The following is a 20,045-nucleotide window of genomic DNA, read 5'->3' on the forward strand; positions in this document are numbered from 1 at the left end:
ACGCTGCGGGCGCGGCACCCCTGAGGGGTGCCGCGCCCGTGGCGGGACCGGGAGAACTGTCAGACGTTGAAGCCGAGCGAGCGGAGCTGGTCGCGCCCCTCGTCGGTGATCTTGTCGGGGCCCCACGGCGGCAGCCAGACCCAGTTGATCCGGATGTCGTTCACGAGGCCGCCGCCGGGACCGGTGGTCAGCGCCTGCCGGGCCTGGTCCTCGATCACGTCGGTCAGCGGGCAGGCCGCCGAGGTCAGCGTCATGTCCAGGGTGGCGATGTTGTCGTCGTCGACGTGGACGCCGTACACCAGGCCCAGGTCGACCACGTTGATGCCCAGCTCGGGGTCGACGACGTCCTTCATCGCCTCTTCGATGTCGCCAACCGCGGCCTTGCCGCCGGCCGACGCCGCCGCACCCGCGGCCGCGCCGTCAGCAACAGTCCCGTTGACGGCCGCGCCACCGGCAACCGTGCCGTCGGTCGCCACCGCGCCGGTCTCCGAGGTCATGTTGGTCTCGTCGCTCATGCCTTCACCTCCGGGCTCACGCCCACCCCGGCGCGTGCCGCGGCGTCCTTGAACGCCATCCACGACAACAGCGCGCACTTGACCCGGGCCGGGTAGCGCGCGACACCCGCGAACGCCACCCCGTCACCGAGCACGTCCTCGTCCGGCGTGACCTGGCCCCGTCCGGACATCAACTGCACGAACGCCTCGTGCACCACGGCGGCGTCGCTCGCGGCCCGGCCGCGCAGCAGTTCGTGCAGGATGCTCGCCGACGCCTGGCTGATCGAACAGCCCATTCCGTCGTACGAGATGTCGGTGAACACCGTGCCGTCGGTCGCCACCCGCACGGTGATCTCGTCGCCGCAGGTCGGGTTGACGTGGTGCGCCTCGCCGACCCGGGCCGTCGGGTCCGCCGACTCCCGCAGGCCGCGGCCGTGCGGGTGCTTGTAGTGATCCAGGATGATCTCCTGGTAGAGCTGGTCGAGTTGCATCACTCGAACACCTTCCGCACCTGTTCCAGACCCGCCACCAGGGCGTCGATCTCCGCGGTGGTGGTGTAGAGGTAGAACGACGCCCGCGTCGTGGCCGCCACCCCGAACCGGGTGCACACCGGCCGGGCGCAGTGGTGGCCCACCCGCACCTGCACGCCGAGCGAGTCGAGCACCTGCCCGACGTCGTGCGGGTGCACGTCACCGAGCGCGAAGGAGATCGTCCCGCCCCGGCCCACCGGCACGGTCGGACCGAAGATCCGCAGGCCGGGCACGGTGGCGAGGGCGTCCAGCGCGTACGCCGTCAGCTCCTTCTCGTGCCACTGGATGGCAGGCATGCCGATCGCGGTGAGGTAGTCCACCGCCGCGCCGAGCGCGACCGCCTCGGCGATCGGCGGGGTGCCCGCCTCGAACCGGGCCGGCGGCGCGGCGAACGTCGAGCCCGCCATGGTCACCGTCTCGATCATCGAGCCGCCGCCCATCACCGGGGGCATCGCGGCGAGCAGCTCGCCCCGGCCCCAGAGCACACCGATGCCGGTCGGGCCGCACATCTTGTGCCCGGTGAAGACGATGAAGTCGGCGTCGTAGTCGACCACGTCCATCGGCAGGTGCGGCACCGACTGCGAGCAGTCGAGCAGCAGCAGCGCGCCGACCTCACGGACCCGCGCGGTGATCCGCGAGGTCGCGTTGACGGTGCCGAGGATGTTCGACATGTGCACCAGCGAGACGATCTTCGTCCGCTCGGTGACCAGGTCGTCCAGGCCGGACTCGTCGAGCCGGCCCTGGTCGGTGACCGGGAACCAGCGCAGCGTCGCGCCGGTGCGCTCCGCGAGCAGCTGCCACGGGACGATGTTCGAGTGGTGCTCCATCTCGGAGATCACGATCTCGTCGCCGGGGCCCAGCCGGAACCGCGGGTCGCCGTCCGCGCGCAGCGAGGCGTTGGAGAACGCGTACGCCACGAGGTTGATCGCCTCGGTGGAGTTCTTTGTGAACACCACCTCGTCGACGCTCGGCGCGTTGATGAACGCGGCGATCTTCGCCCGCGCGCCCTCGTACGCCTCGGTGGCCTCGGTGCCCAGCGTGTGCACCGAGCGCGACACGTTGGCGTTGTGCAGCGCGTAGTGCTCGGTGAGCACGTCGAGCACCTGCCGCGGCTTGTGCGAGGTGTTGGCGCTGTCCAGGTAGACCAGCGGGTGGCCGTTCACCTCCCGGTCGAGGATCGGGAAGTCGGCCCGCACCTTCGCCACGTCGAAGCGCGGCACGTCGTCGTACTGCGGCATGCCCGCCGGGATGGCCATCGAGGTCATGTCGAGTCTCAGGCCCGCGCCGCGCCGGCTCCGGCGAGGTACCGCTCGTAGCCCTCTTCCTCGAGCTTGTCGGCCAGCTCCCGGCCGCCCTGCTCGACGATCCGGCCGGCCACGAAGACGTGCACGAAGTCGGGCTTGATGTAGCGCAGGATGCGGGTGTAGTGGGTGATCAGCAGCAGGCCGGTGTCACCGGTGTCGCGCACCCGGTTCACGCCCTCGCTGACCACGCGCAGCGCGTCCACGTCCAGGCCGGAGTCGGTCTCGTCGAGGATCGCGATCTTCGGCTTGATCAGCTCCAGCTGCACGATCTCGTGCCGCTTCTTCTCGCCGCCGGAGAAGCCCTCGTTGACGTTGCGCTGGGCGAACGCCGGGTCCATCTGGAGCTTCTCCATGGCGCCGCGCAGCTCGCCGGCCCAGGTGCGCAGCTTCGGCGCCTCGCCGTCGATGGCGGTCTTGGCGGTACGCAGGAAGTTGGCCACCGACACGCCGGGGACCTCGACCGGGTACTGCATGGCCAGGAAGAGGCCGGCGCGGGCGCGCTCATCGACGGACATGGACAGCACGTCCTCGCCGTCGAGGGTCACCTCGCCGCCGGTGATCTCGTACTTCGGGTGGCCGGCGATCGAGTACGCCAGCGTCGACTTGCCGGAGCCGTTCGGGCCCATGATCGCGTGGGTCTCGCCGGAGCGCACGGTCAGGTCGACCCCGTGCAGGATCGGCTTGAGCTCACCCTCGGGCAGCTTGACCGACACCTTCAGGTCGCGGATCTCCAGGGTGCTCATCAGCGGGTCACTCCATTGCTCGGCAGCGGACGGCCGTCGCCGTCCACGGAAAGGTAGATGTCGCCGTCACGGACTTCGACGGGATAGACGGGTACGGGTTCGGTCGCGGGCAGGCCGGTGGGCTCACCGGTACGCAGGTCGAAACGGGATCCGTGCAGCCAGCATTCCAGCGTGCAGCCCTCGACCTCGCCCTCGGACAGCGCCACGGCGGCGTGCGAGCACTCGTCGTGCACGGCGTAGAACACGTCGTCCTCGCCGTGCACGATCGCGACCTGCACGCCGTCCACGTCGGCGCTGATCGCGGTGCCCTTCGGCACGTCCTCGGTGGAGCAGATCTTGAGCATCAGGCGCCGGCCTTCGCCAGCCGGGCCTCGATGGCGTCGCCCAGGCGCTCGCGCAGGTCCTCGACCGGGATCTTGTTGATCAGCTCGGCGAAGAAGCCGCGCACCACCAGGCGCCGCGCCTCGCCCTCCGGGATGCCCCGGGCCATCAGGTAGAACAGCTGCTCGTCGTCGAACCGGCCGGTCGCGCTGGCGTGCCCGGCGCCGGCGATCTCGCCGGTCTCGATCTCCAGGTTGGGTACGGAGTCGGCCCGCGCGCCGTCGGTGAGCAGCAGGTTCCGGTTGATCTCGTACGTGTCGGTGCCGGTGGCCTCGGCGCGGATCAGCACGTCGCCGACCCAGACCGTGTGCGCGTCGTCGCCCTGCAGCGCGCCCCGGTAGCCGACGTTGCTGCGGCAGTCCGGCACGGTGTGGTCGACCAGCTGGCGGTGCTCCAGGTGCTGGCCGGAGTCGGCGAAGTAGACGCCGTACAGCTCGGCCTCGCCGCCGCGCTGGGTGTACTCCACCGACGTGTACTGCCGGACCAGGTCGCCGCCGAGGCTGACCTGCACGTGCACGATCCGGGCGTCGCGGCCCAGCCGCACCTTGAGGTGCTGCGCCTGCACCGCGTCGTCGGCCCAGTCGGCGACGGTGACCAGGGTCAGCTTCGCCCCGTCACCCACCGACACCTCGACGTTGTCGGCGAGCGTGGCCGAGCCGACGTGCTCGATCACCACTGTGGCCTCGGCGAACCGGTCCACCTCGACGAACGTGTGGCCGAAGGCGAGCGCCTCGGCGTTCTCGCCGACCACCCGCAGGCGCACCGGCTGCTCCACCACCGCGTCGCGGGCGATCCGCACCAGCAGCGCGCCGTCGGCCCCGCCGTACGCGAGCGCGCTGACCCGGTCGAACGGGGTGAGCACGCTGCCCACCCGGGGGTCGTCCCGGCCGATCCGGTCGACGGTGACGCCCTCGGGCAGGTCGCCGTACTCGTGCCGGACCGCACCGGTCGCGCCCTGCGCCGCCGCGGCGAGGCCGCGCAGGCGCTTGAGCGGGGTGAAGCGCCACTCCTCCTCCAGGCCGGTCAGGGCCGGGAAGTCGGCGACGTCGTACGAGCGGAGCGCCTGCGACTTGGTCGTGGGCGGCGCGGAAGCCTGGGTAGTCATCTCTTCCTTGGTCTGTTCTGCGACGAGGTGTCAGGTGAGGCGGAGGGCGGACGGCCGGCGTCAGCCGACCGCACCCTCCATCTGCAGCTCGATCAGGCGGTTGAGCTCCAGCGCGTACTCCATCGGAAGCTCCTTGGCGATCGGCTCGATGAAGCCGCGCACGATCATCGCCATCGCCTCGTCCTCGCTCAGACCCCGGCTCATCAGGTAGAAGAGCTGGTCCTCGCTGACCTTGGAGACGGTCGCCTCGTGCCCCATCGACACGTCGTCCTCACGGATGTCGACGTACGGGTAGGTGTCGGAGCGGGAGATCGTGTCGACCAGGAGCGCGTCGCACTTGACGGTGCTCTTGCTGCTGGTCGAGCCCTCCAGCACCTGGACCAGACCGCGGTACGAGGTGCGGCCGCCGCCCCGGGCGATCGACTTCGACACGATGGTCGAGGAGGTGTGCGGCGCGGCGTGCACCATCTTGGCGCCGGCGTCCTGGTGCTGACCCTCGCCGGCCATGGCCACCGAGAGCACCTCGCCCTTGGCGTGCTCGCCGGTCATGTAGACCGCCGGGTACTTCATGGTGACCTTGGAGCCGATGTTGCCGTCGACCCACTCCATGGTCGCGCCCTCGTGGCACACGGCGCGCTTGGTGACCAGGTTGTAGACGTTGTTCGACCAGTTCTGGATGGTCGTGTAGCGGCACCGGGCGTTCTTCTTGACGATGATCTCCACGACCGCGCTGTGCAGCGAGTCGGAGGAGTAGATGGGCGCGGTGCAGCCCTCGACGTAGTGCACGTACGCGCCCTCGTCGACGATGATCAGCGTCCGCTCGAACTGGCCCATGTTCTCCGTGTTGATCCGGAAGTAGGCCTGCAGCGGGATGTCCACGCGCACGCCCTTCGGCACGTAGATGAACGAGCCACCGGACCAGACGGAGGTGTTCAGCGCGGCGAACTTGTTGTCGCCGACCGGGATGACCGTGCCGAAGTACTCCTTGAACAGGTCCTCGTGCTCCTTGAGCGCGGTGTCGGTGTCCAGGAAGACGACGCCCTGCTCCTCCAGGTCCTCACGGATCTGGTGGTAGACCACCTCGGACTCGTACTGCGCCGCGACACCGGCGACCAGGCGCTGCTTCTCCGCCTCCGGGATGCCGAGCTTGTCGTAGGTGTTCTTGATGTCCTCGGGCAGGTCCTCCCAGGAGGTGGCCTGCTTCTCGGTGGACCGGACGAAGTACTTGATGTTGTCGAAGTCGATCCCGGTGAGGTCGGCGCCCCAGTTCGGCATCGGCTTGCGGCCGAACAGCCGCAGGCCCTTGAGCCGCAGGTCGAGCATCCAGGCCGGCTCGTTCTTCTTGGCCGAGATGTCCCGCACCACCGCCTCGCTGAGGCCGCGCTGAGCGGCCGCCCCGGCGACGTCGGGGTCGGCCCAGCCGTACTCGTAACGACCGAGGGCGGCGAGCTGCTCCTCCTGGGTCAGGGGCTGAACGATCTGCTCGGTCATTTATCTGTCCTCACAGTGGTGACGGTGGAACCGGACTGGGCGGGAATGTGCGTGGTGCACACGCCGTCGCCGTGCGCGATGGTGGCCAGGCGCTGTACGTGGGTGCCGACCAGACGGGAGATGACCTCGGTCTCGGCCTCGCACAGCTGAGGGAACTCGGCTGCCACGTGCGCCACCGGGCAGTGGTGCTGGCAGAGCTGGCCGCCCGAGGCGATCGTGGACGCGTTGGCAGCGTAACCCTCGGCGGTGAGCGCCCCGGCGAGCGCCTCGGCCCGCGCGAGCGGCGCGTCTCCCGCGTCCTCCATGGCCGCCCGGCAGCGGGTCTCCAGCGCGGAGACCTGCTCGGTCGCGAACGCCGCGACCGCCTCGGGGCCGCCGGTGCGGGCGATCCACCGCAGCGCGGCGGTGGCCATGTTGTCGTAGTGGTGGGTGCCGCAGCGGCCCCGGGCCGCCTCGGTGAGCGCGAAGACCTTGGCCGGCCGGCCCCGCCCCCGGCTGCCGCGCACGGCCTGGTCGCGGGCGACCACGTCGCCGTCGGCGAGCATGGCGTCGAGGTGCCGGCGGATCGCGGCCGGGCTGAGGCCGAGCGCCGAGCCGAGCTGCGCGGCGGTGGTCGCGCCGCGCTCCAGCAGGAGCTGGGTGACCCGGTCGCGGGTCGACAGGTCGGCCGGAGCGGACTCCCGCTCGACGGGCCGGACGTCACGACGCGACCGCGAACCGTCGGTGACCGCACTGGTCACCGACGCCCGGGACAGCGCCGCCGCGTTTTTCACAACGGCAACGTTACGTAATTCGCCCGGGGCCCGCAAACCCGGGTCCGGTGATTCCGACCACCGGGGTGGCGGAGTCACCCGATCGGGATCAACTACGGTGCGTAGGATTCGCTCCGTGAAGCGTTCCGTCCGGTTCCCGGTCTCGTCCACGCTGCTGCGCCGCCTCGCGCTCGCCTCGATCATCGCGAACGTCGCGATCGTGGTCACCGGCGGGGCCGTCCGGCTCACCGCGTCCGGCCTCGGCTGCCCCACCTGGCCCCGGTGCACCGACGACTCCTACACCACGACCGCCGAGATGGGCGTGCACGGGGTGATCGAGTTCGGCAACCGGCTGCTCACCTTCGCGGTGGGGATCATCGCACTCGCCGTCGTGCTGGCCGTGCTGGCCCACCGCCCCCGCCGCCGCGGGACGCTGCCGCTGGCAGTGGGCGTGCTGTTCGGCATCCCGGCCCAGGCGGTCCTCGGCGGCATCACGGTGCTGACCAACCTCAACCCGTGGGTGGTCGGGCTGCACTTCCTCGCCTCCATGGCCGTGATCGCCGCCGCGTACGCGCTCTGGCGGCGCCTCGGGGAGCCGGACGGGCCGGTGACCCCGACAGTGCCGGCGCCGCTGCGTACCCTCGCCTGGATCACCACGGCGGTGAGCGCGTCGGTGCTGGTGGTCGGCACCTGGGTGACCGGCAGCGGCCCGCACGCCGGCGACCACGGCGCCGCCCGCAACGGCCTGGACCCGACGCAGATCTCGCAGGTGCACGCCGACGGCGTCTTCCTGCTGATCGGCCTCTCGGTGGCGCTGTACTTCGCGTTCCGGGCAGTCGGCGCGGCGCGGGCGGCGCGGGCCGCCGCGGTGCTGATCGCGGTCGAGCTGGGCCAGGGCGTGATCGGCTTCGTGCAGTACTTCACCCACCTGCCCGCCGTGCTCGTCGGCGCGCACATGCTCGGCTCCTGCCTGGTGCTGCTGGCCACGCTCGGCGTTCTCTTCGCGACGCGGGAGCGGCTGCCGGCCGTCCCGCCGGCCCCGGCCGAGCCGGTCGCCGAGCCGGTGGGCGCCGGCGCCGCCTGAGCGGGGCGTTATCGCACGACGGGAATGGGAAAGCGGTCCGGGTCACGGACCGTACGCCCGAGGGGAGTTCCCGGTGCCGCGCAAGAGCCTCGCCACCACCACGCCGCAACGGCTGACGCCGGTCGCCGGCGCGCCGCTGTGGTGCGACGCCCACGAGCACGGCCTCACCGGCGACGGGGTGACGAACGACCAGCCGGCCCTGGCGGCGCTGGTGGACCGGCTCGGCGCCGGGTACGACGCCGACGGCCGGGCCCGGGTGATCTACTGCCCGCCGGGCCTCTACTCGATCCGCGACGCCGGCACCGTCTGGCGCAGCGGCGTCTCGCTGCTCGGCGCCGGGCCGGCCGCGACCCGGTTCCTGCTCAGCAACGAGGGCAACCGCAGCGAACCGGTCCCGCTGGCGTACTGGACCACCGTGCAGCACGGCGCCGACCGGGACCGGCACATCGCCGACTGCACGTTCGCCGACTTCGAGATCGACGGCTCCGGGGTCGCCCAGACCGCCTACGACTACCTGGCCAAAGGGCTGGGCCTGCAGTACGTGGTGCGCGGCGTGTTCCGCAACCTCTACATCCACCACACCGGCGCGACCGGCCTGGGCTGCGACTTCCTCCAGGACGGCCTGATCGACGGGGTGGTCGCGGTGGGGTGCGGCCGGCTGGACAACGGCGACCAGATGGGCGGCGCCGGGATCGGCATCGGCATCGGCGGCTGGGGCGACGTGGAGCGCCTCACCATCGCCAACTGCACCACCCTCGGCAACGGCACCAACGGCATCTTCCTGGAGCTGCAGAAGGACTACTGGACCCCGCCGCGCGGCATCCGGATCATCGGCTGCCACAGCCAGGCCAACCGGTTCGGCATCTCCGACTGGGGCGCGGACGGGCTGATCGTCTCCGGCTGCACCATGACCAACAACCTGGAGGCCGGCTTCGACGTGTCGGGCAACGGCACCGCCGGGGTGGCCGGGCGGGGCGGCCTGCTCACCGGCTGCGTGATCGACTCGAACGTCGGCGACGGGATCAGCATGGGCAACACCCCCGGCCCGTACACGGTGCAGGGCAACCGGATCAGCCGCAACGGTGGTTTCGGCTACCACGAGCACGACCTGGGCCACGGCTACCGGGGCGCGGCGGCCGACGTGGTGATCCAGGACAACGACATCCGGGAGAACGCGCTGGACGGCATCCGGATCGACCGGCCGATGCTCGACACGTCGATCGTCGGGAACCGGATCCGGGACAACGGCTGCCGCTCCGCCCCGGCCCACAGCGGTTCCGGCGAGGCGGTGCGCTACGGCCCGCGCGAGGTCACCGACGGCAACGCGGACTGGCCGGACGGCGGGCACCGGGGCAAGGTGGTCCGGGTCGGCTCGCGGGACGCTGTGGTGTCCGACAACAGCGCCACCCGGCTCTCCCTGGCGGAGGTACGCCCGGACGGCTCCACCGGCTGGAGCGCGGCCACCCCGATGCCCGGCACGGCGTACGAGCTGCCGGACGGTCCGCCGGCCTGCGGCGGCATCACCATCGCCGCGCCGTTCGACTCGGCCACCGTGCGCGCCAACCGGATCTGGCACCGGGACGCCGACACCCAGGCGTACGGAATCTGGGTCACCGAGGCGGGCAGCTGCGTCTCCTGCGCGTTCGAGGACAACGACCTGGCCGGCACCGCGGCCGCGCTGCGGCTGGACACGCCGCCGATCGGCGGCCGCTGGGCACGCAACCACAGCGACCGCGACTGAGCGTCGTGCGCCGGCCGGTGCCGCCTCGGCTCAGTGGCGTCGCAGGTGGGCGAGCACCGCGCCGGCGAGCCGGTCCGGCGCGCCGTCGGCGTACCCGACGAACAGGCTCGGCTCGGTCAGCTCCAGCTCGACCAGCACGGGCGCGCCGTCCGGGCCGGGGATCAGGTCGACCCGGGCGTACAGCAGCCGCTCCGGGCCACCCGGCACGGTCGCCAGCACCTTCTCGGCGACCGCGCGCTGCTCCGCCGTGGCGGTGCGCGGGTCGATCCGCTCCTCCTTGTAGAGCGCGGCCTCGCCCCGGTCCGGCCCGGTCAGCATCGGCCCCTTGCGGATCGCGTGACTGAACACCAGGCCGCCGGGGTCGGCCAGGAACAGCAGCGCGGTCTCCCCGGCCGTGTCCACCGCCTGCAGGTACGGCTGGACCATGGTGAGCCGCCCCGCGTCGGAGAGCCGCCGTACGTGGGCCACGGCGAGCTCGCGGTGCTCCGGGTCGGTCAGGTCGTAGCGGCCGGTGTCCTGGCTGCCGGCGCTGACCGCCGGCTTGATCACGTGCTCGCCCCCGGCGGGTGGCGTCCACGCCTGCCCCGGCTCGACCCAGACCGTCTCGACGGTGGGCACTCCGGCGGCGGAGAGCTCGGACAGGTAGCGCTTGTCGGTGTTCCAGGCGACCACGTCGGCCGGGTTGGCCAGGGCCGGCACGGTACGCGCCCAGGCCACGAACTCGTCGCGCCGCCGCGCGTAGTCCCACGGGGAGCGGAGCACGACCATGTCGTACCCGGCCCAGTCGACGGCCGGGTCGTCCCAGACCGCGATCTCGGCGGTGACCCCGCGGGCGGCGAGCGGGCCGAGCGCGAGCCGGTCGTCCGGGTCGAGGTCGGGCAGCTCGGCGCAGGTGACGAAAGCGACCCGGGGTTTCCCCCGGGTCGACTGGTGGTGGTTGGTCATTCGGTTATGTCAACGGGCCATCGTGCGCCGGGCCATCGACCGCCACAGGTCGTTGCTCGGACGCATCTGGTCCATCAGTTCACGCTCCCAGGCGTTCTCGACGTCGACCCCGGCCTTGGCGCAGGCCTGCCGCGCCACGTCGGTGCCGTCGGCGAACTGGTCTGCCCATACCCCGTCGGAACCCACGAGGACGATCCGTGCGCCGCGCTTGCCGACGTACTCGATGACCGCCTTTGCGCCGCCGTGTCCGGCGGCGAACGACTTGATGCCCGCGACCAGGCCGTTGGGGGCCTGCTCCGCGGTCTTGTCAGCCGTCAGCGTCGTATCGGAACCATCTGCCATGACGCGAAGCCTAAGCAGACTTCCACTCGGATGTGCGAGAACCATGAACTGAATGTGATGCCAATTACCCGCCGGTTTAAGGAGAACCACAGGCGATTTGCCCCTATATGTCGCTTAAATATGGGCAAATCAGGCAGGCAAGATCGTCACAATCTGTCCAGGTTGGCCCCCTCCGCGGAAGACCGAAAAAAATTTCTGATGAACCGCCGGACGGGCGGGTCAGAGCAGGGCGTCGAGCGCGACGGCGGCGAAGAGGATCGTCAGATACGTGGTGGACCAGTGGAACAGGCGCATCGGCTTGACCGCCTCACCACGCGTGGCCCGCCGGCACAGCTTGTGCGCCTCGACCAGGAAGATCCCACCCACCACGAGCGCCGTCACGCCGTAGATCGGGCTCATCCCGAGCGGCCAGACCGCCAGCGAGGAGAGCACCGTGAGCCAGGAGAAGCCGATGATCTCGGCGTTGACCCGCCGGACCGAGGCCACCACCGGCAGCATCGGCACGCCGGCGCGCGCGTAGTCGTCCTTGTACTTGATGGCCAGCGCGTAGAAGTGCGGCATCTGCCAGAAGAAGACCACAGCGAACAGGCCCCAGGCGGCCGGTGCCAGCGAGCCGGTGACAGCGGCCCAGCCGATCAGCACCGGCGCGGCCCCGCAGATGCCGCCCCAGAACGTGTTCGCCGCTGTGGTCCGCTTCAGCCACAGCGTGTAGACCAGGTCGTAGTAGGCGATCGCGGCCAGCGTCAGCACGGTCGCCAGCCAGTTGGTGGTCGCCGCCATCAGCGCCACCGAGACGGCCGCCAGCACCAGGCCGAAGATCAGCGCGCTGCGCGGCGAGACCGTGTGTGCGGGCAGCGGGCGGCGCTTGGTGCGCCGCATGAGCTGGTCGATGTCCCGGTCGATGTAGCAGTTCAGGACGCTCGCCGCGCCGGCCGCGAGCGAACCCCCGACGAGCACGACGGCGACCAGCCACAGCGACGGCATGCCGCCGTCCGCGAGCATCATCGCCGGCACGGTGGTCACCAGCAGCAGCTCGACGATCCGCGGCTTGGTCAGCGCCACGTACGCCGCCACGACGGCGCGTACGTCCCGCCGGCCGCTCGCCGGCGCCTCCGCCGCCGTGCCCACCGGCGACTGCCCGGCAGGGTTGCTGACGGGGCGCTCGGTGATCATGCTCACGGATTGCCACCTTCCGGCATCGGCGGGGGAGGTCGTTCGGCCCGGACCCTTCGAGGTCCACACACCGCCCCACACACTACGCGGCGTCGTTTTGGCTGCCCCGCGGACCCGGCAACGGTGCGAGCGGTCACACCTGCGGTTGAACGACCGAACGTTCGCGATCCGTACAGAACAGCATGCTGAGATCCCCGGGCGGACGTTTAGCACCGCTCGATAGGGTCATCAGTGAGGGTTCCGCCCATCTGCCGAGGAGCACAACCATCGTGGCTGCCAACCGACCCGAGCTTCCCGCTCTCAACTGGTCCGACCTCGACCGCAGGGCCGTCGACACGGTCCGCGTGCTGGCCATGGACGCCGTGGAGAAATCCGGCAACGGCCACCCGGGGACGGCGATGAGCCTCGCCCCGGCGGCGTACCTGCTCTTCAACCGGGTCATGCGGCACAATCCCGCCGACCCGAACTGGCCCGGACGCGACCGGTTCGTGCTCTCCGCCGGCCACTCCAGCCTGACGCTCTACATCCAGCTCTTCCTCTCCGGCTACCCGCTCGCGCTGGACGACCTCAAGGCGCTGCGCCAGTGGGGCTCGCTCACCCCGGGTCACCCGGAGCACGGCCACACCCCGGGCGTGGAGACCACCACCGGGCCGCTCGGCCAGGGCCTCGGCAACGCGGTCGGCATGGCCATGGCGGCCCGCCGCGAGCGCGGCCTGTTCGACCCCGAGCCGGACCGCGCCGACTCGCCGTTCCGGCACGACATCTGGTGCATCGCCTCCGACGGTGACATCGAGGAGGGCATCACCCACGAGGCCAGCGCGCTCGCCGGTCACCAGCAGCTCGGCAACCTCTGCGTGATCTACGACGACAACGAGATCTCGATCGAGGACGACACCCGCATCGCCAAGAGCGAGGACGTCGCGGCCCGCTACGAGGCGTACGGCTGGCACGTGCAGACCGTCGACTGGCGCAGCGGCGACGCCGACCAGGGCGACTACCACGAGGACGTGGAGGCGCTGTACCAGGCACTGCTGTCCGCCAAGGCGGAGACCGGCCGGCCGTCGTTCATCGCGCTGCGCACGATCATCGGCTGGCCCGCGCCGAACAAGCAGAACACCGGCAAGATCCACGGCTCGGCGCTCGGCGCGGACGAGGTCAAGGCCACCAAGGAAATCCTCGGCTTCGACCCGCAGCGCACCTTCGAGATCGACGAGGAGGTGCTCAAGCACGCACGCCAGGTGCTGGAGCGCGGCGCGCAGGAGCAGGCCGAGTGGACCACCGGGTTCGACGCCTGGGCGCAGGCCAACCCGGAGCGCAAGGCGCTGTGGGACCGGATGGCCACCCGTACCCTGCCGACCGGCTGGACCGACGCGCTGCCCACCTTCGGCGCGGACGCCAAGGGCGTCGCCACCCGGGCCGCCTCCGGCAAGATCCTGGAGGCCCTGGCGCCGGTGCTGCCCGAGCTGTGGGGCGGCTCGGCCGACCTGGCCGACAGCAACAACACCACCATGAAGGGCGAGCGGTCGTTCGTCCCGGCCGCGCACGCCACCAAGGACTTCCCCGGCGACGAGTACGGCCGCACGCTGCACTTCGGCATCCGTGAGCACGCCATGGGCTCGATCCTCAACGGCATCGTCCTGCACGGCGGCACCCGTCCGTACGGCGGCACGTTCCTGGTGTTCAGCGACTACATGCGCCCGGCGGTGCGGCTGGCCGCGCTGATGAAGCTGCCGGTGACCTACGTCTGGACGCACGACTCGATCGGCCTCGGCGAGGACGGCCCGACGCACCAGCCGATCGAGCACCTGACCGCGCTGCGGGCCATCCCCGGCCTGGACGTGGTCCGCCCGGCCGACGCCAACGAGACGGTGTGGGCGTGGCGGCAGGCGCTGGAGCACACCGACCGGCCGACCGCGCTGGCGCTCAGCCGCCAGGCGCTGCCCACCTTCGACCGCACCGACCTGGCCGGCGCCGAGGGCGTCGCCAAGGGTGGGTACGTGCTGGCCGAGGCGTCCGGCGGCAAGCCGCAGGTGATCCTGATCGGCACCGGCTCGGAGGTGCAGCTCTGCCTCACCGCGCGGGAGCGGCTGGAGGCCGACGGCACCCCCACCCGGGTCGTCTCGATGCCCTGCCAGGAGTGGTTCTTCGCGCAGGACGAGGCGTACCGGGAGTCGGTGCTGCCTCGCGGGGTAAAGGCACGGGTGAGCGTGGAGGCGGGCATCGCGATGTCCTGGCGGGCGATCGTCGGCGACAGCGGCGAGTGCGTGAGCATCGAGCACTACGGCGCCAGCGCCCCGCACACCGTGCTCTTCGAGCAGTTCGGGTTCACCCCCGACCGGATCGTGGCCGCCGCGCACGCGGCGCTGACCCGGGTGGGCGACATCACCGGTTTCACGACCGGCAACTGAGGGGAGCGTCGACGTCATGACGGACAGACTGAGCGAGCTGCAGGGCGCCGGGGTGGCGATCTGGCTCGACGATCTTTCCCGGGTACGGCTGAGCTCCGGCGGGCTGGACAAGCTGCGCCGGGAGAGCCACGTGGCCGGGGTGACCACCAACCCGACGATCTTCGCCAAGGCGCTGAGCGACGCCGACGAGTACGACTGGCAGCTTCGTGACCTCGCCGTCCGTGGTGTGGACGTCGAGGAGGCGGTCCGCATGCTCACCACGTACGACGTGCGGTGGGCCTGCGACGTGATGCGCCCCTCGTACGAGACCAGCGCCGGCGTGGACGGCCGGGTGTCGATCGAGGTGGACCCCCGCTCGGCGCACGACGCGGCGAAGACCGTCGCCGAGGCCAAGGCGCTGTGGTGGCTGGTCGACCGGCCGAACCTGTTCATCAAGATCCCGGCCACCGAGGAGGGCCTGCCGGCGATCACCGCGACGCTCGCCGAGGGGATCAGCGTCAACGTCACGCTGATCTTCGGCCTGGACCGGTACTCGCAGGTGATGGAGGCGTTCCTGGCCGGGCTGGAGCAGGCGCAGGCGAACGGGCACGACCTGTCCAAGATCGGCTCGGTCGCCTCGTTCTTCGTCTCCCGGGTCGACAGCGAGGTGGACAAGCGGCTGGAGAAGATCGGCTCCGACCAGGCCAAGGCGCTGCGCGGCAAGGCAGCTGTCGCCAACGCCCGGCTGGCGTACGAGCGCTACGGCGAGGTCTTCTCCTCGGCGCGCTGGCAGAAGCTGGCCGACGCGGGCGCCCACCCGCAGCGCCCGCTGTGGGCCTCCACCTCGACGAAGAACCCGGACTACCGGGACGTCATCTACGTCGAGGAGCTGATCGCGCCCGGCACCGTCAACACCATGCCGGAGCCGGTCGTCCACGCGTACGCCGAGCACGGCGAGACCAAGCCGGACACCGTCACCGTGGCGTACGACGACGCCCGCAAGGTCTTCGCGGACCTCCAGTCGGTGGGCGTGGACCTCTCCGACGTCATCGCCACGCTGGAACGCGAGGGCGTGGAGAAGTTCGAGGCGAGCTGGGTGGAGCTGCTGGAGGGGGTCAAGAAGTCCCTCGCCCAGGCGGCCAAGGGATCGGGCAGCCCGCACCGGGCCGCCGAGGAGAACGCGCAGGCGGCCCAGCAGGCCGGCGGCAACGCGTGACCGACGGCGTCCGACGCGTCCCGGGGCCGGGCCCCGGGACGCGTCGCGCCGTACCGTGGAACGGGTGAGAGGTGGCCCCGTGAGCGCGAGGAGTGAGCCGGGTCTGCGAGCCCCGCAGTCGCGAACTGAGGTAGCCCCGTGAGCGCGAGGAGTGAGCCGGGTCTGCGAGCCCCGCAGTCGCGAACTGAGGGGATGCCGTGAGTGACCTGCTGGCCGGGCGGGCGGACATGGCCGCCGGCCTGGCCGTGCGCGGCGCCGACGCCCTCGGCGCGTCGGCGCGGGCCACGCTCGTCTCCCACGACGTCCCGGCCCGGCTCGCCGCGGGGGACCCGGCCCTCTGGGGGCCCGCCGCCGAGACCGCGGCGCTCACCCGGCTGGGCTGGCTGCACGCCCACCGGCGCAGCCGGGACCTGCTCCCCCAGCTCGCCGAACTGGCCGACGAGCTGGACGATCTGGACCACGTGGTGCTGGCCGGCGACCGCGGCGACACGCTCGCCGCCGAGGTCGTCGCCGAGTGCCTGGGCCGCCGGGTGACGGTGCTCGACACCGCCGATCCGGGGCCGGCGCGGGCCGCGCTCGCCGACCGCCCGGCGCGTACCCTCCTGGTGCTCGCCGCCCGGCACGGCCTGGACCGGACCACCGACGCCCACCTGCGCGCCTACCGGCAGGCGTGGGCCGACGAGGGCCCGGACGCGGCCCGGCACGTCGTGGTGGTCACCGAGCCCGGCACGGAACTCGCGGCGCGCGCCGACGAGCTGGGCGCCGTGGTGCTCCCGGCCGAGCCCGGTGTGGCCGGGCCGTGGGCCGCGCTCACCGCGTTCGGCCTGGTCCCGGCGGCGCTGGCCGGCGCGCCGGTCACCGAGGTGCTGGACGAGGCGGAGGCGCTCACCGGCGCGCTCGACCGGGACCGGGACAATCCGGGCCTCGCGCTCGGCGCGGCCCTGGGCGCGGCGGCCGGCGAGGGTCGGGACACGATCGCGCTGGTCCCCGACGGCACCGGACTCGACGGCCTGGGCCGCTGGGCGCGCGCGCTGCTCGCCGACGCGACCGGCGGGCGGATCCTGCCGCTGGTCGCGGAATCCCCGGGCTCCCCCGGCGCCACCGGGCCGGGCGTGCTCACAGTCGGTCTCGGCGGCGCCCTCGGCGCCGGCGTCGGTCCGGGCGTGGCCGCCGACGTGGCGGTCAACGGGCCGCTCGGCGCGCACCTGCTCACCTGGGCCTACGCCGCCGCGACCGCCGCGGTGACGCTGCGGACCGACCCGTTCGCGGCGCCCGCCGCCGCAGTGGCCGGCGACGAGCCGGACAGCGGGCCGCCGTCGTCGGTCGAGGACGCGATCGAGGTGTACGCCCCGAGCGACGCGCCGGCCGACCTGACCGGCGCGCTGCGCTGGCTGCTCGACGGGCTGGGCGAACGGGAGCACCTCGCGGTCACCGCGTACCTCGACCCGCGGGCCGACGCGGCGGTGGCCGGGCTGCGCCCGCTGCTGGCGCGGCACACCGGACGGCCGGTCACCTTCGCCTGGGGACCGCGCCGGCCGGAGCACACCGACACCCGCGGCCGGCACCTCCAGATCACCGGTGCGGTCACCGATGATCTGGAAGTGCCCGGCCGTCCGTACACCTTCGCGCAGCTCCAGGCGGCCCAGGCCGCCGGTGACCGGCTGGCCCTGGCCGGCCGGGAACGACCGGTGCTGCGACTGCACCTGACCAAGCGGGCGGCTGGCGTCGCCCAGCTGCTGGATACGGCCGGACGGACACGCACGTGACGATCAATGACCTGGAATCAGCGGACCGAGACGCAGGAGGAGGTGGCCCGGTGAACCCGCTGCGCGACGTGCAGGACCGGCGGTTGCCCCGGATCCCCGAGCCGTGTGCCCTGGTGATCTTCGGGGTGACCGGCGATCTGGCCCGCAAGAAGCTGCTGCCGGCGGTCTACGACCTGGCCAACCGAGGGCTCCTGCCGCCCGGGTTCGTGGTGCTCGGCTTCGCCCGCCGGGACTGGGGCGACGGCGACTTCGAGTCGGTGGCGCACGAGGCGGCCAAGAAGCACGCCCGTACCCCCTGGCGGGAAGAGGTGTGGGCCCGGCTGGCCGGCAACATCAAGTTCGTCGGCGGCTCGTTCGACGACGACGCCGCGTTCGACCAGCTCGCCGCCACCCTCGACGAGCTGCGCGACTCGCACGGCATCGCCGGCAACGCCGCCTTCTACTTCTCCATCCCCCCGGCGGCCTTCCCGGTGGTGCTCAAGCAGCTCGCCCGCACCGGCATGGCGGACAACGACAAGTCCGGCGGCTGGCGCCGCGTGGTGGTGGAGAAGCCGTTCGGCAACGACCTGCCCTCGGCCAAGGCGCTCAACGACCTGGTCGACGACGTCTTCACCAGCCAGGACGTCTTCCGGATCGACCACTACCTGGGCAAGGAGACGGTCCAGAACATCCTGGCGCTGCGGTTCGCGAACAACCTGTTCGAGCCGCTGTGGAACTCCAAGTACGTCGACTCGGTGCAGATCACCATGGCCGAGGACGTCGGCATCGGCACCCGGGCCGCCTTCTACGACTCCGTCGGCACCGCCCGCGACGTGCTCCAGAACCATCTGCTCCAACTGCTCGCCCTGGTCGCGATGGAGGAGCCGACCAGCTTCGACGCCGACGAGATCCGCGCCGAGAAGCTCAAGGTGCTCAAGGCGATCACCGTGCCGCGCGACGTCTCCCAGGACACCGTGCGCGGCCAGTACCTGCCCGGCTGGGTGGGCGGCGAGCGCGCCAAGGGCTACCTGGAGGAGGAAGGCGTCCCGGAGGGCTCCACCACCGAGACGTACGTGGCGGTGAAGCTGGGCATCCAGAACCGGCGCTGGGCCGGGGTGCCGTTCTACATCCGGGCCGGCAAGCGGCTGCCCCGGCGGGTCACCGAGGTGGCCATCATGTTCAAGAAGGCGCCGCACCTGCCGTTCAACGCCGCCGACATGGAGTCCCTCGGCCCCAACCAGCTCGTCATCCGGGTGCAGCCGGACGAGGGCGTGGTGCTGAAGTTCGGCTCCAAGGTGCCGGGCACCACGATGGAGGTCCGCGACATCGCGATGGACTTCCAGTACGGCGAGGCGTTCACCGAGTCCAGCCCCGAGGCGTACGAGCGGCTCGTGCTGGACGTGCTGATCGGCGACCGGACGCTGTTCCCGGACGCCGCCGAGGTCGAGCAGAGCTGGCAGGTCGTCGACCCGCTGGAACACGCCTGGGAGGGCACCACGCCGGAGCCGTACCGGGCCGGCGAGTGGGGACCCCGGGCTGCCGACGAGATGCTGGCCCGCGAGGGCCGGGCTTGGAGAAGAGCATGATCGGGCTGTGGGACACCACCGGCAACGAGGTGGTCAAGGCGCTGGCCGCGGAACGGCGCAGCGCGGGCGGGGTGGCCAGCGGCATGGCCCTCACGCTGATCGTGGTGGTGGACGAGAAGCGGGTCCGGGAGGCCGAGGCGGCCGCCACCATCGCCGCGGCGGCGCACCCCTGCCGCCTGCTCGTGGTGGTCCGCTCCGACGTGGAGCGCGACCGCAACCGGCTGGACGCGGAGATCGTCGTGGGCGGCCGGCTCGGGCCGTGCGAGGCGGTGGTGACCCGGATGTACGGGCGGCTCGCGCTGCACGCCGAATCCGTGGTGATGCCGCTGCTGGTGCCGGACGTGCCGGTGGTGACCTGGTGGCACGGCGAGCCGCCGGAGGAGATCGCCACCGACTTCCTCGGTGTGGTGGCCGACCGGCGGATCACCGACTCGGCGCAGGCGGCCGACCCGATCGTCGCGCTGCGGCAGCGGGCCCACGACTACGCCCCCGGCGACACCGACCTGGCGTGGACCCGGATCACCCCGTGGCGCACGCTCGTGGCGGGCGCGTTCGACACCACCCAGGCCCGGGTCACCGAGGCGAGCGTGGTGGCGCCCCAGTCGGACCCGACGGCGGCGCTGATGAGCGGATGGCTCAAGGCCCGGCTCGGCATCGAACCGGCCTGGCAGCGGTCCGACGAGTTCCCGCGGATGCGTCAGGTGCAGCTGCGCTGCGCCAACGGCGACGAGCTGACGCTGACCCGGGACGACAGCATCGCGGTGTTCCGGCGTACCGGGCAGGAGGACCGCACGCTGCCGCTGGTCCGCCGGCCGCTCGGCGACGAGCTGGCCGAGGAGCTGCGCCGCCTCGACGCCGACCAGGTGTACGCGGAGGCGCTCGGCGCCGCGGCCGGGATCACCGGACTCGACCAGCGTCCGGCCCAGCGGGTGCACGTGTGGAAGGATCCGGCGACCGCCCAGCGGGCCGAGGCCGGCGTGACCGCGCACGCGGGCGCGACCGCGAACGAGTGACCGCCCGGACCGG

Annotated in this window: 18 protein-coding genes; 7 read left to right on the forward strand and 11 right to left on the reverse strand. The window is 72.0% G+C overall.

Features of this window, described 5'->3' with window-relative positions; translation table 11 throughout:
- Positions 1–59: 59 nt before the first annotated feature.
- The 8 genes from FHU28_RS24635 to FHU28_RS24670 are packed head-to-tail and all read right to left on the reverse strand — an operon-like array spanning position 60 to position 6,821.
- Positions 60–515: a metal-sulfur cluster assembly factor gene (locus FHU28_RS24635; protein ID WP_376700825.1), complete on the reverse strand. Its 456-nt coding sequence runs from the start codon at positions 513–515 to the stop codon at positions 60–62.
- Positions 512–985, reverse strand: coding sequence for a Fe-S cluster assembly sulfur transfer protein SufU (sufU, locus tag FHU28_RS24640; RefSeq protein ID WP_184689874.1), 474 nt, complete (start codon positions 983–985; stop codon positions 512–514). The genes FHU28_RS24635 and sufU overlap by 4 nt, the downstream gene beginning before the upstream one ends.
- On the reverse strand, positions 985–2,289 hold the full coding sequence (locus FHU28_RS24645; RefSeq protein ID WP_184686793.1) for a cysteine desulfurase: 1,305 nt from the start codon (positions 2,287–2,289) through the stop codon (positions 985–987). Before FHU28_RS24645 ends, sufU begins: the two co-directional genes overlap by 1 nt.
- 8 nt (positions 2,290–2,297) lie before the next feature.
- Positions 2,298–3,071 (reverse strand): Fe-S cluster assembly ATPase SufC, encoded by a 774-nt coding sequence (sufC, locus tag FHU28_RS24650; RefSeq protein ID WP_184686794.1) that lies wholly within the window; start codon positions 3,069–3,071, stop codon positions 2,298–2,300.
- Entirely contained in the window at positions 3,071–3,415 is a 345-nt protein-coding gene (locus FHU28_RS24655) for a non-heme iron oxygenase ferredoxin subunit (RefSeq protein ID WP_013475890.1), read from the reverse strand. The genes sufC and FHU28_RS24655 overlap by 1 nt, the downstream gene beginning before the upstream one ends.
- Positions 3,415–4,557, reverse strand: coding sequence for a Fe-S cluster assembly protein SufD (sufD, locus tag FHU28_RS24660; RefSeq protein WP_184686795.1), 1,143 nt, complete (start codon positions 4,555–4,557; stop codon positions 3,415–3,417). The genes FHU28_RS24655 and sufD overlap by 1 nt, the downstream gene beginning before the upstream one ends.
- A 60-nt stretch (positions 4,558–4,617) precedes the next feature.
- Complete coding sequence (gene sufB / locus FHU28_RS24665) at positions 4,618–6,048, reverse strand: Fe-S cluster assembly protein SufB (RefSeq protein WP_184686796.1); 1,431 nt, start codon at positions 6,046–6,048, stop codon at positions 4,618–4,620.
- Complete coding sequence (locus FHU28_RS24670) at positions 6,045–6,821, reverse strand: helix-turn-helix transcriptional regulator (RefSeq protein WP_184686797.1); 777 nt, start codon at positions 6,819–6,821, stop codon at positions 6,045–6,047. Before FHU28_RS24670 ends, sufB begins: the two co-directional genes overlap by 4 nt.
- A 97-nt stretch (positions 6,822–6,918) precedes the next feature.
- Here FHU28_RS24670 and FHU28_RS24675 point away from each other — a divergent pair, with 97 nt between their 5' ends.
- Positions 6,919–7,884 carry a COX15/CtaA family protein gene (locus tag FHU28_RS24675; protein ID WP_184686798.1) on the forward strand — a complete coding sequence of 322 codons (966 nt, stop codon included), beginning with the start codon at positions 6,919–6,921 and terminating at the stop codon, positions 7,882–7,884.
- A gap of 73 nt (positions 7,885–7,957) precedes the next feature.
- On the forward strand, positions 7,958–9,625 hold the full coding sequence (locus FHU28_RS24680; RefSeq protein WP_184686799.1) for a right-handed parallel beta-helix repeat-containing protein: 1,668 nt from the start codon (positions 7,958–7,960) through the stop codon (positions 9,623–9,625).
- A 30-nt stretch (positions 9,626–9,655) separates the two neighbouring features.
- On the opposite strand, the gene FHU28_RS24685 is transcribed toward FHU28_RS24680, so the two are convergent.
- The 3 genes from FHU28_RS24685 to FHU28_RS24695 form a co-directional block, all read right to left on the reverse strand.
- Positions 9,656–10,570: an ATP-grasp domain-containing protein gene (locus FHU28_RS24685; protein WP_184686800.1), complete on the reverse strand. Its 915-nt coding sequence runs from the start codon at positions 10,568–10,570 to the stop codon at positions 9,656–9,658.
- A gap of 9 nt (positions 10,571–10,579) precedes the next feature.
- Positions 10,580–10,912, reverse strand: a complete 333-nt coding sequence (locus FHU28_RS24690) for a hypothetical protein (protein WP_013287454.1) — start codon at positions 10,910–10,912, stop codon at positions 10,580–10,582.
- A 219-nt stretch (positions 10,913–11,131) separates the two neighbouring features.
- Positions 11,132–12,091: a heme o synthase gene (locus tag FHU28_RS24695; protein WP_184686801.1), complete on the reverse strand. Its 960-nt coding sequence runs from the start codon at positions 12,089–12,091 to the stop codon at positions 11,132–11,134.
- A 263-nt stretch (positions 12,092–12,354) separates the two neighbouring features.
- Here FHU28_RS24695 and tkt point away from each other — a divergent pair, with 263 nt between their 5' ends.
- From tkt to FHU28_RS24720, 5 genes are all read left to right on the forward strand, one after another.
- Positions 12,355–14,493 carry a transketolase gene (gene tkt / locus FHU28_RS24700; RefSeq protein WP_184686802.1) on the forward strand — a complete coding sequence of 713 codons (2,139 nt, stop codon included), beginning with the start codon at positions 12,355–12,357 and terminating at the stop codon, positions 14,491–14,493.
- Between the two features lie 16 nt (positions 14,494–14,509).
- The gene (gene tal, locus FHU28_RS24705) at positions 14,510–15,688 is read left to right on the forward strand and encodes a transaldolase (protein ID WP_184686803.1); all 1,179 of its coding nucleotides are present in this window, start codon (positions 14,510–14,512) and stop codon (positions 15,686–15,688) included.
- 197 nt (positions 15,689–15,885) lie between these two features.
- The gene (locus FHU28_RS24710; protein ID WP_184686804.1) at positions 15,886–17,454 is read left to right on the forward strand and encodes a glucose-6-phosphate isomerase; all 1,569 of its coding nucleotides are present in this window, start codon (positions 15,886–15,888) and stop codon (positions 17,452–17,454) included.
- A gap of 50 nt (positions 17,455–17,504) precedes the next feature.
- Positions 17,505–19,019 (forward strand): glucose-6-phosphate dehydrogenase, encoded by a 1,515-nt coding sequence (zwf, locus tag FHU28_RS24715; RefSeq protein WP_184686805.1) that lies wholly within the window; start codon positions 17,505–17,507, stop codon positions 19,017–19,019.
- On the forward strand, positions 19,016–20,032 hold the full coding sequence (locus FHU28_RS24720; protein WP_184686806.1) for a glucose-6-phosphate dehydrogenase assembly protein OpcA: 1,017 nt from the start codon (positions 19,016–19,018) through the stop codon (positions 20,030–20,032). Before zwf ends, FHU28_RS24720 begins: the two co-directional genes overlap by 4 nt.
- Positions 20,033–20,045: the final 13 nt, after the last annotated feature.

It is taken from the genome of Micromonospora echinospora, assembly GCF_014203425.1.
In the GTDB taxonomy this organism is placed as follows: domain Bacteria; phylum Actinomycetota; class Actinomycetes; order Mycobacteriales; family Micromonosporaceae; genus Micromonospora; species Micromonospora echinospora_A.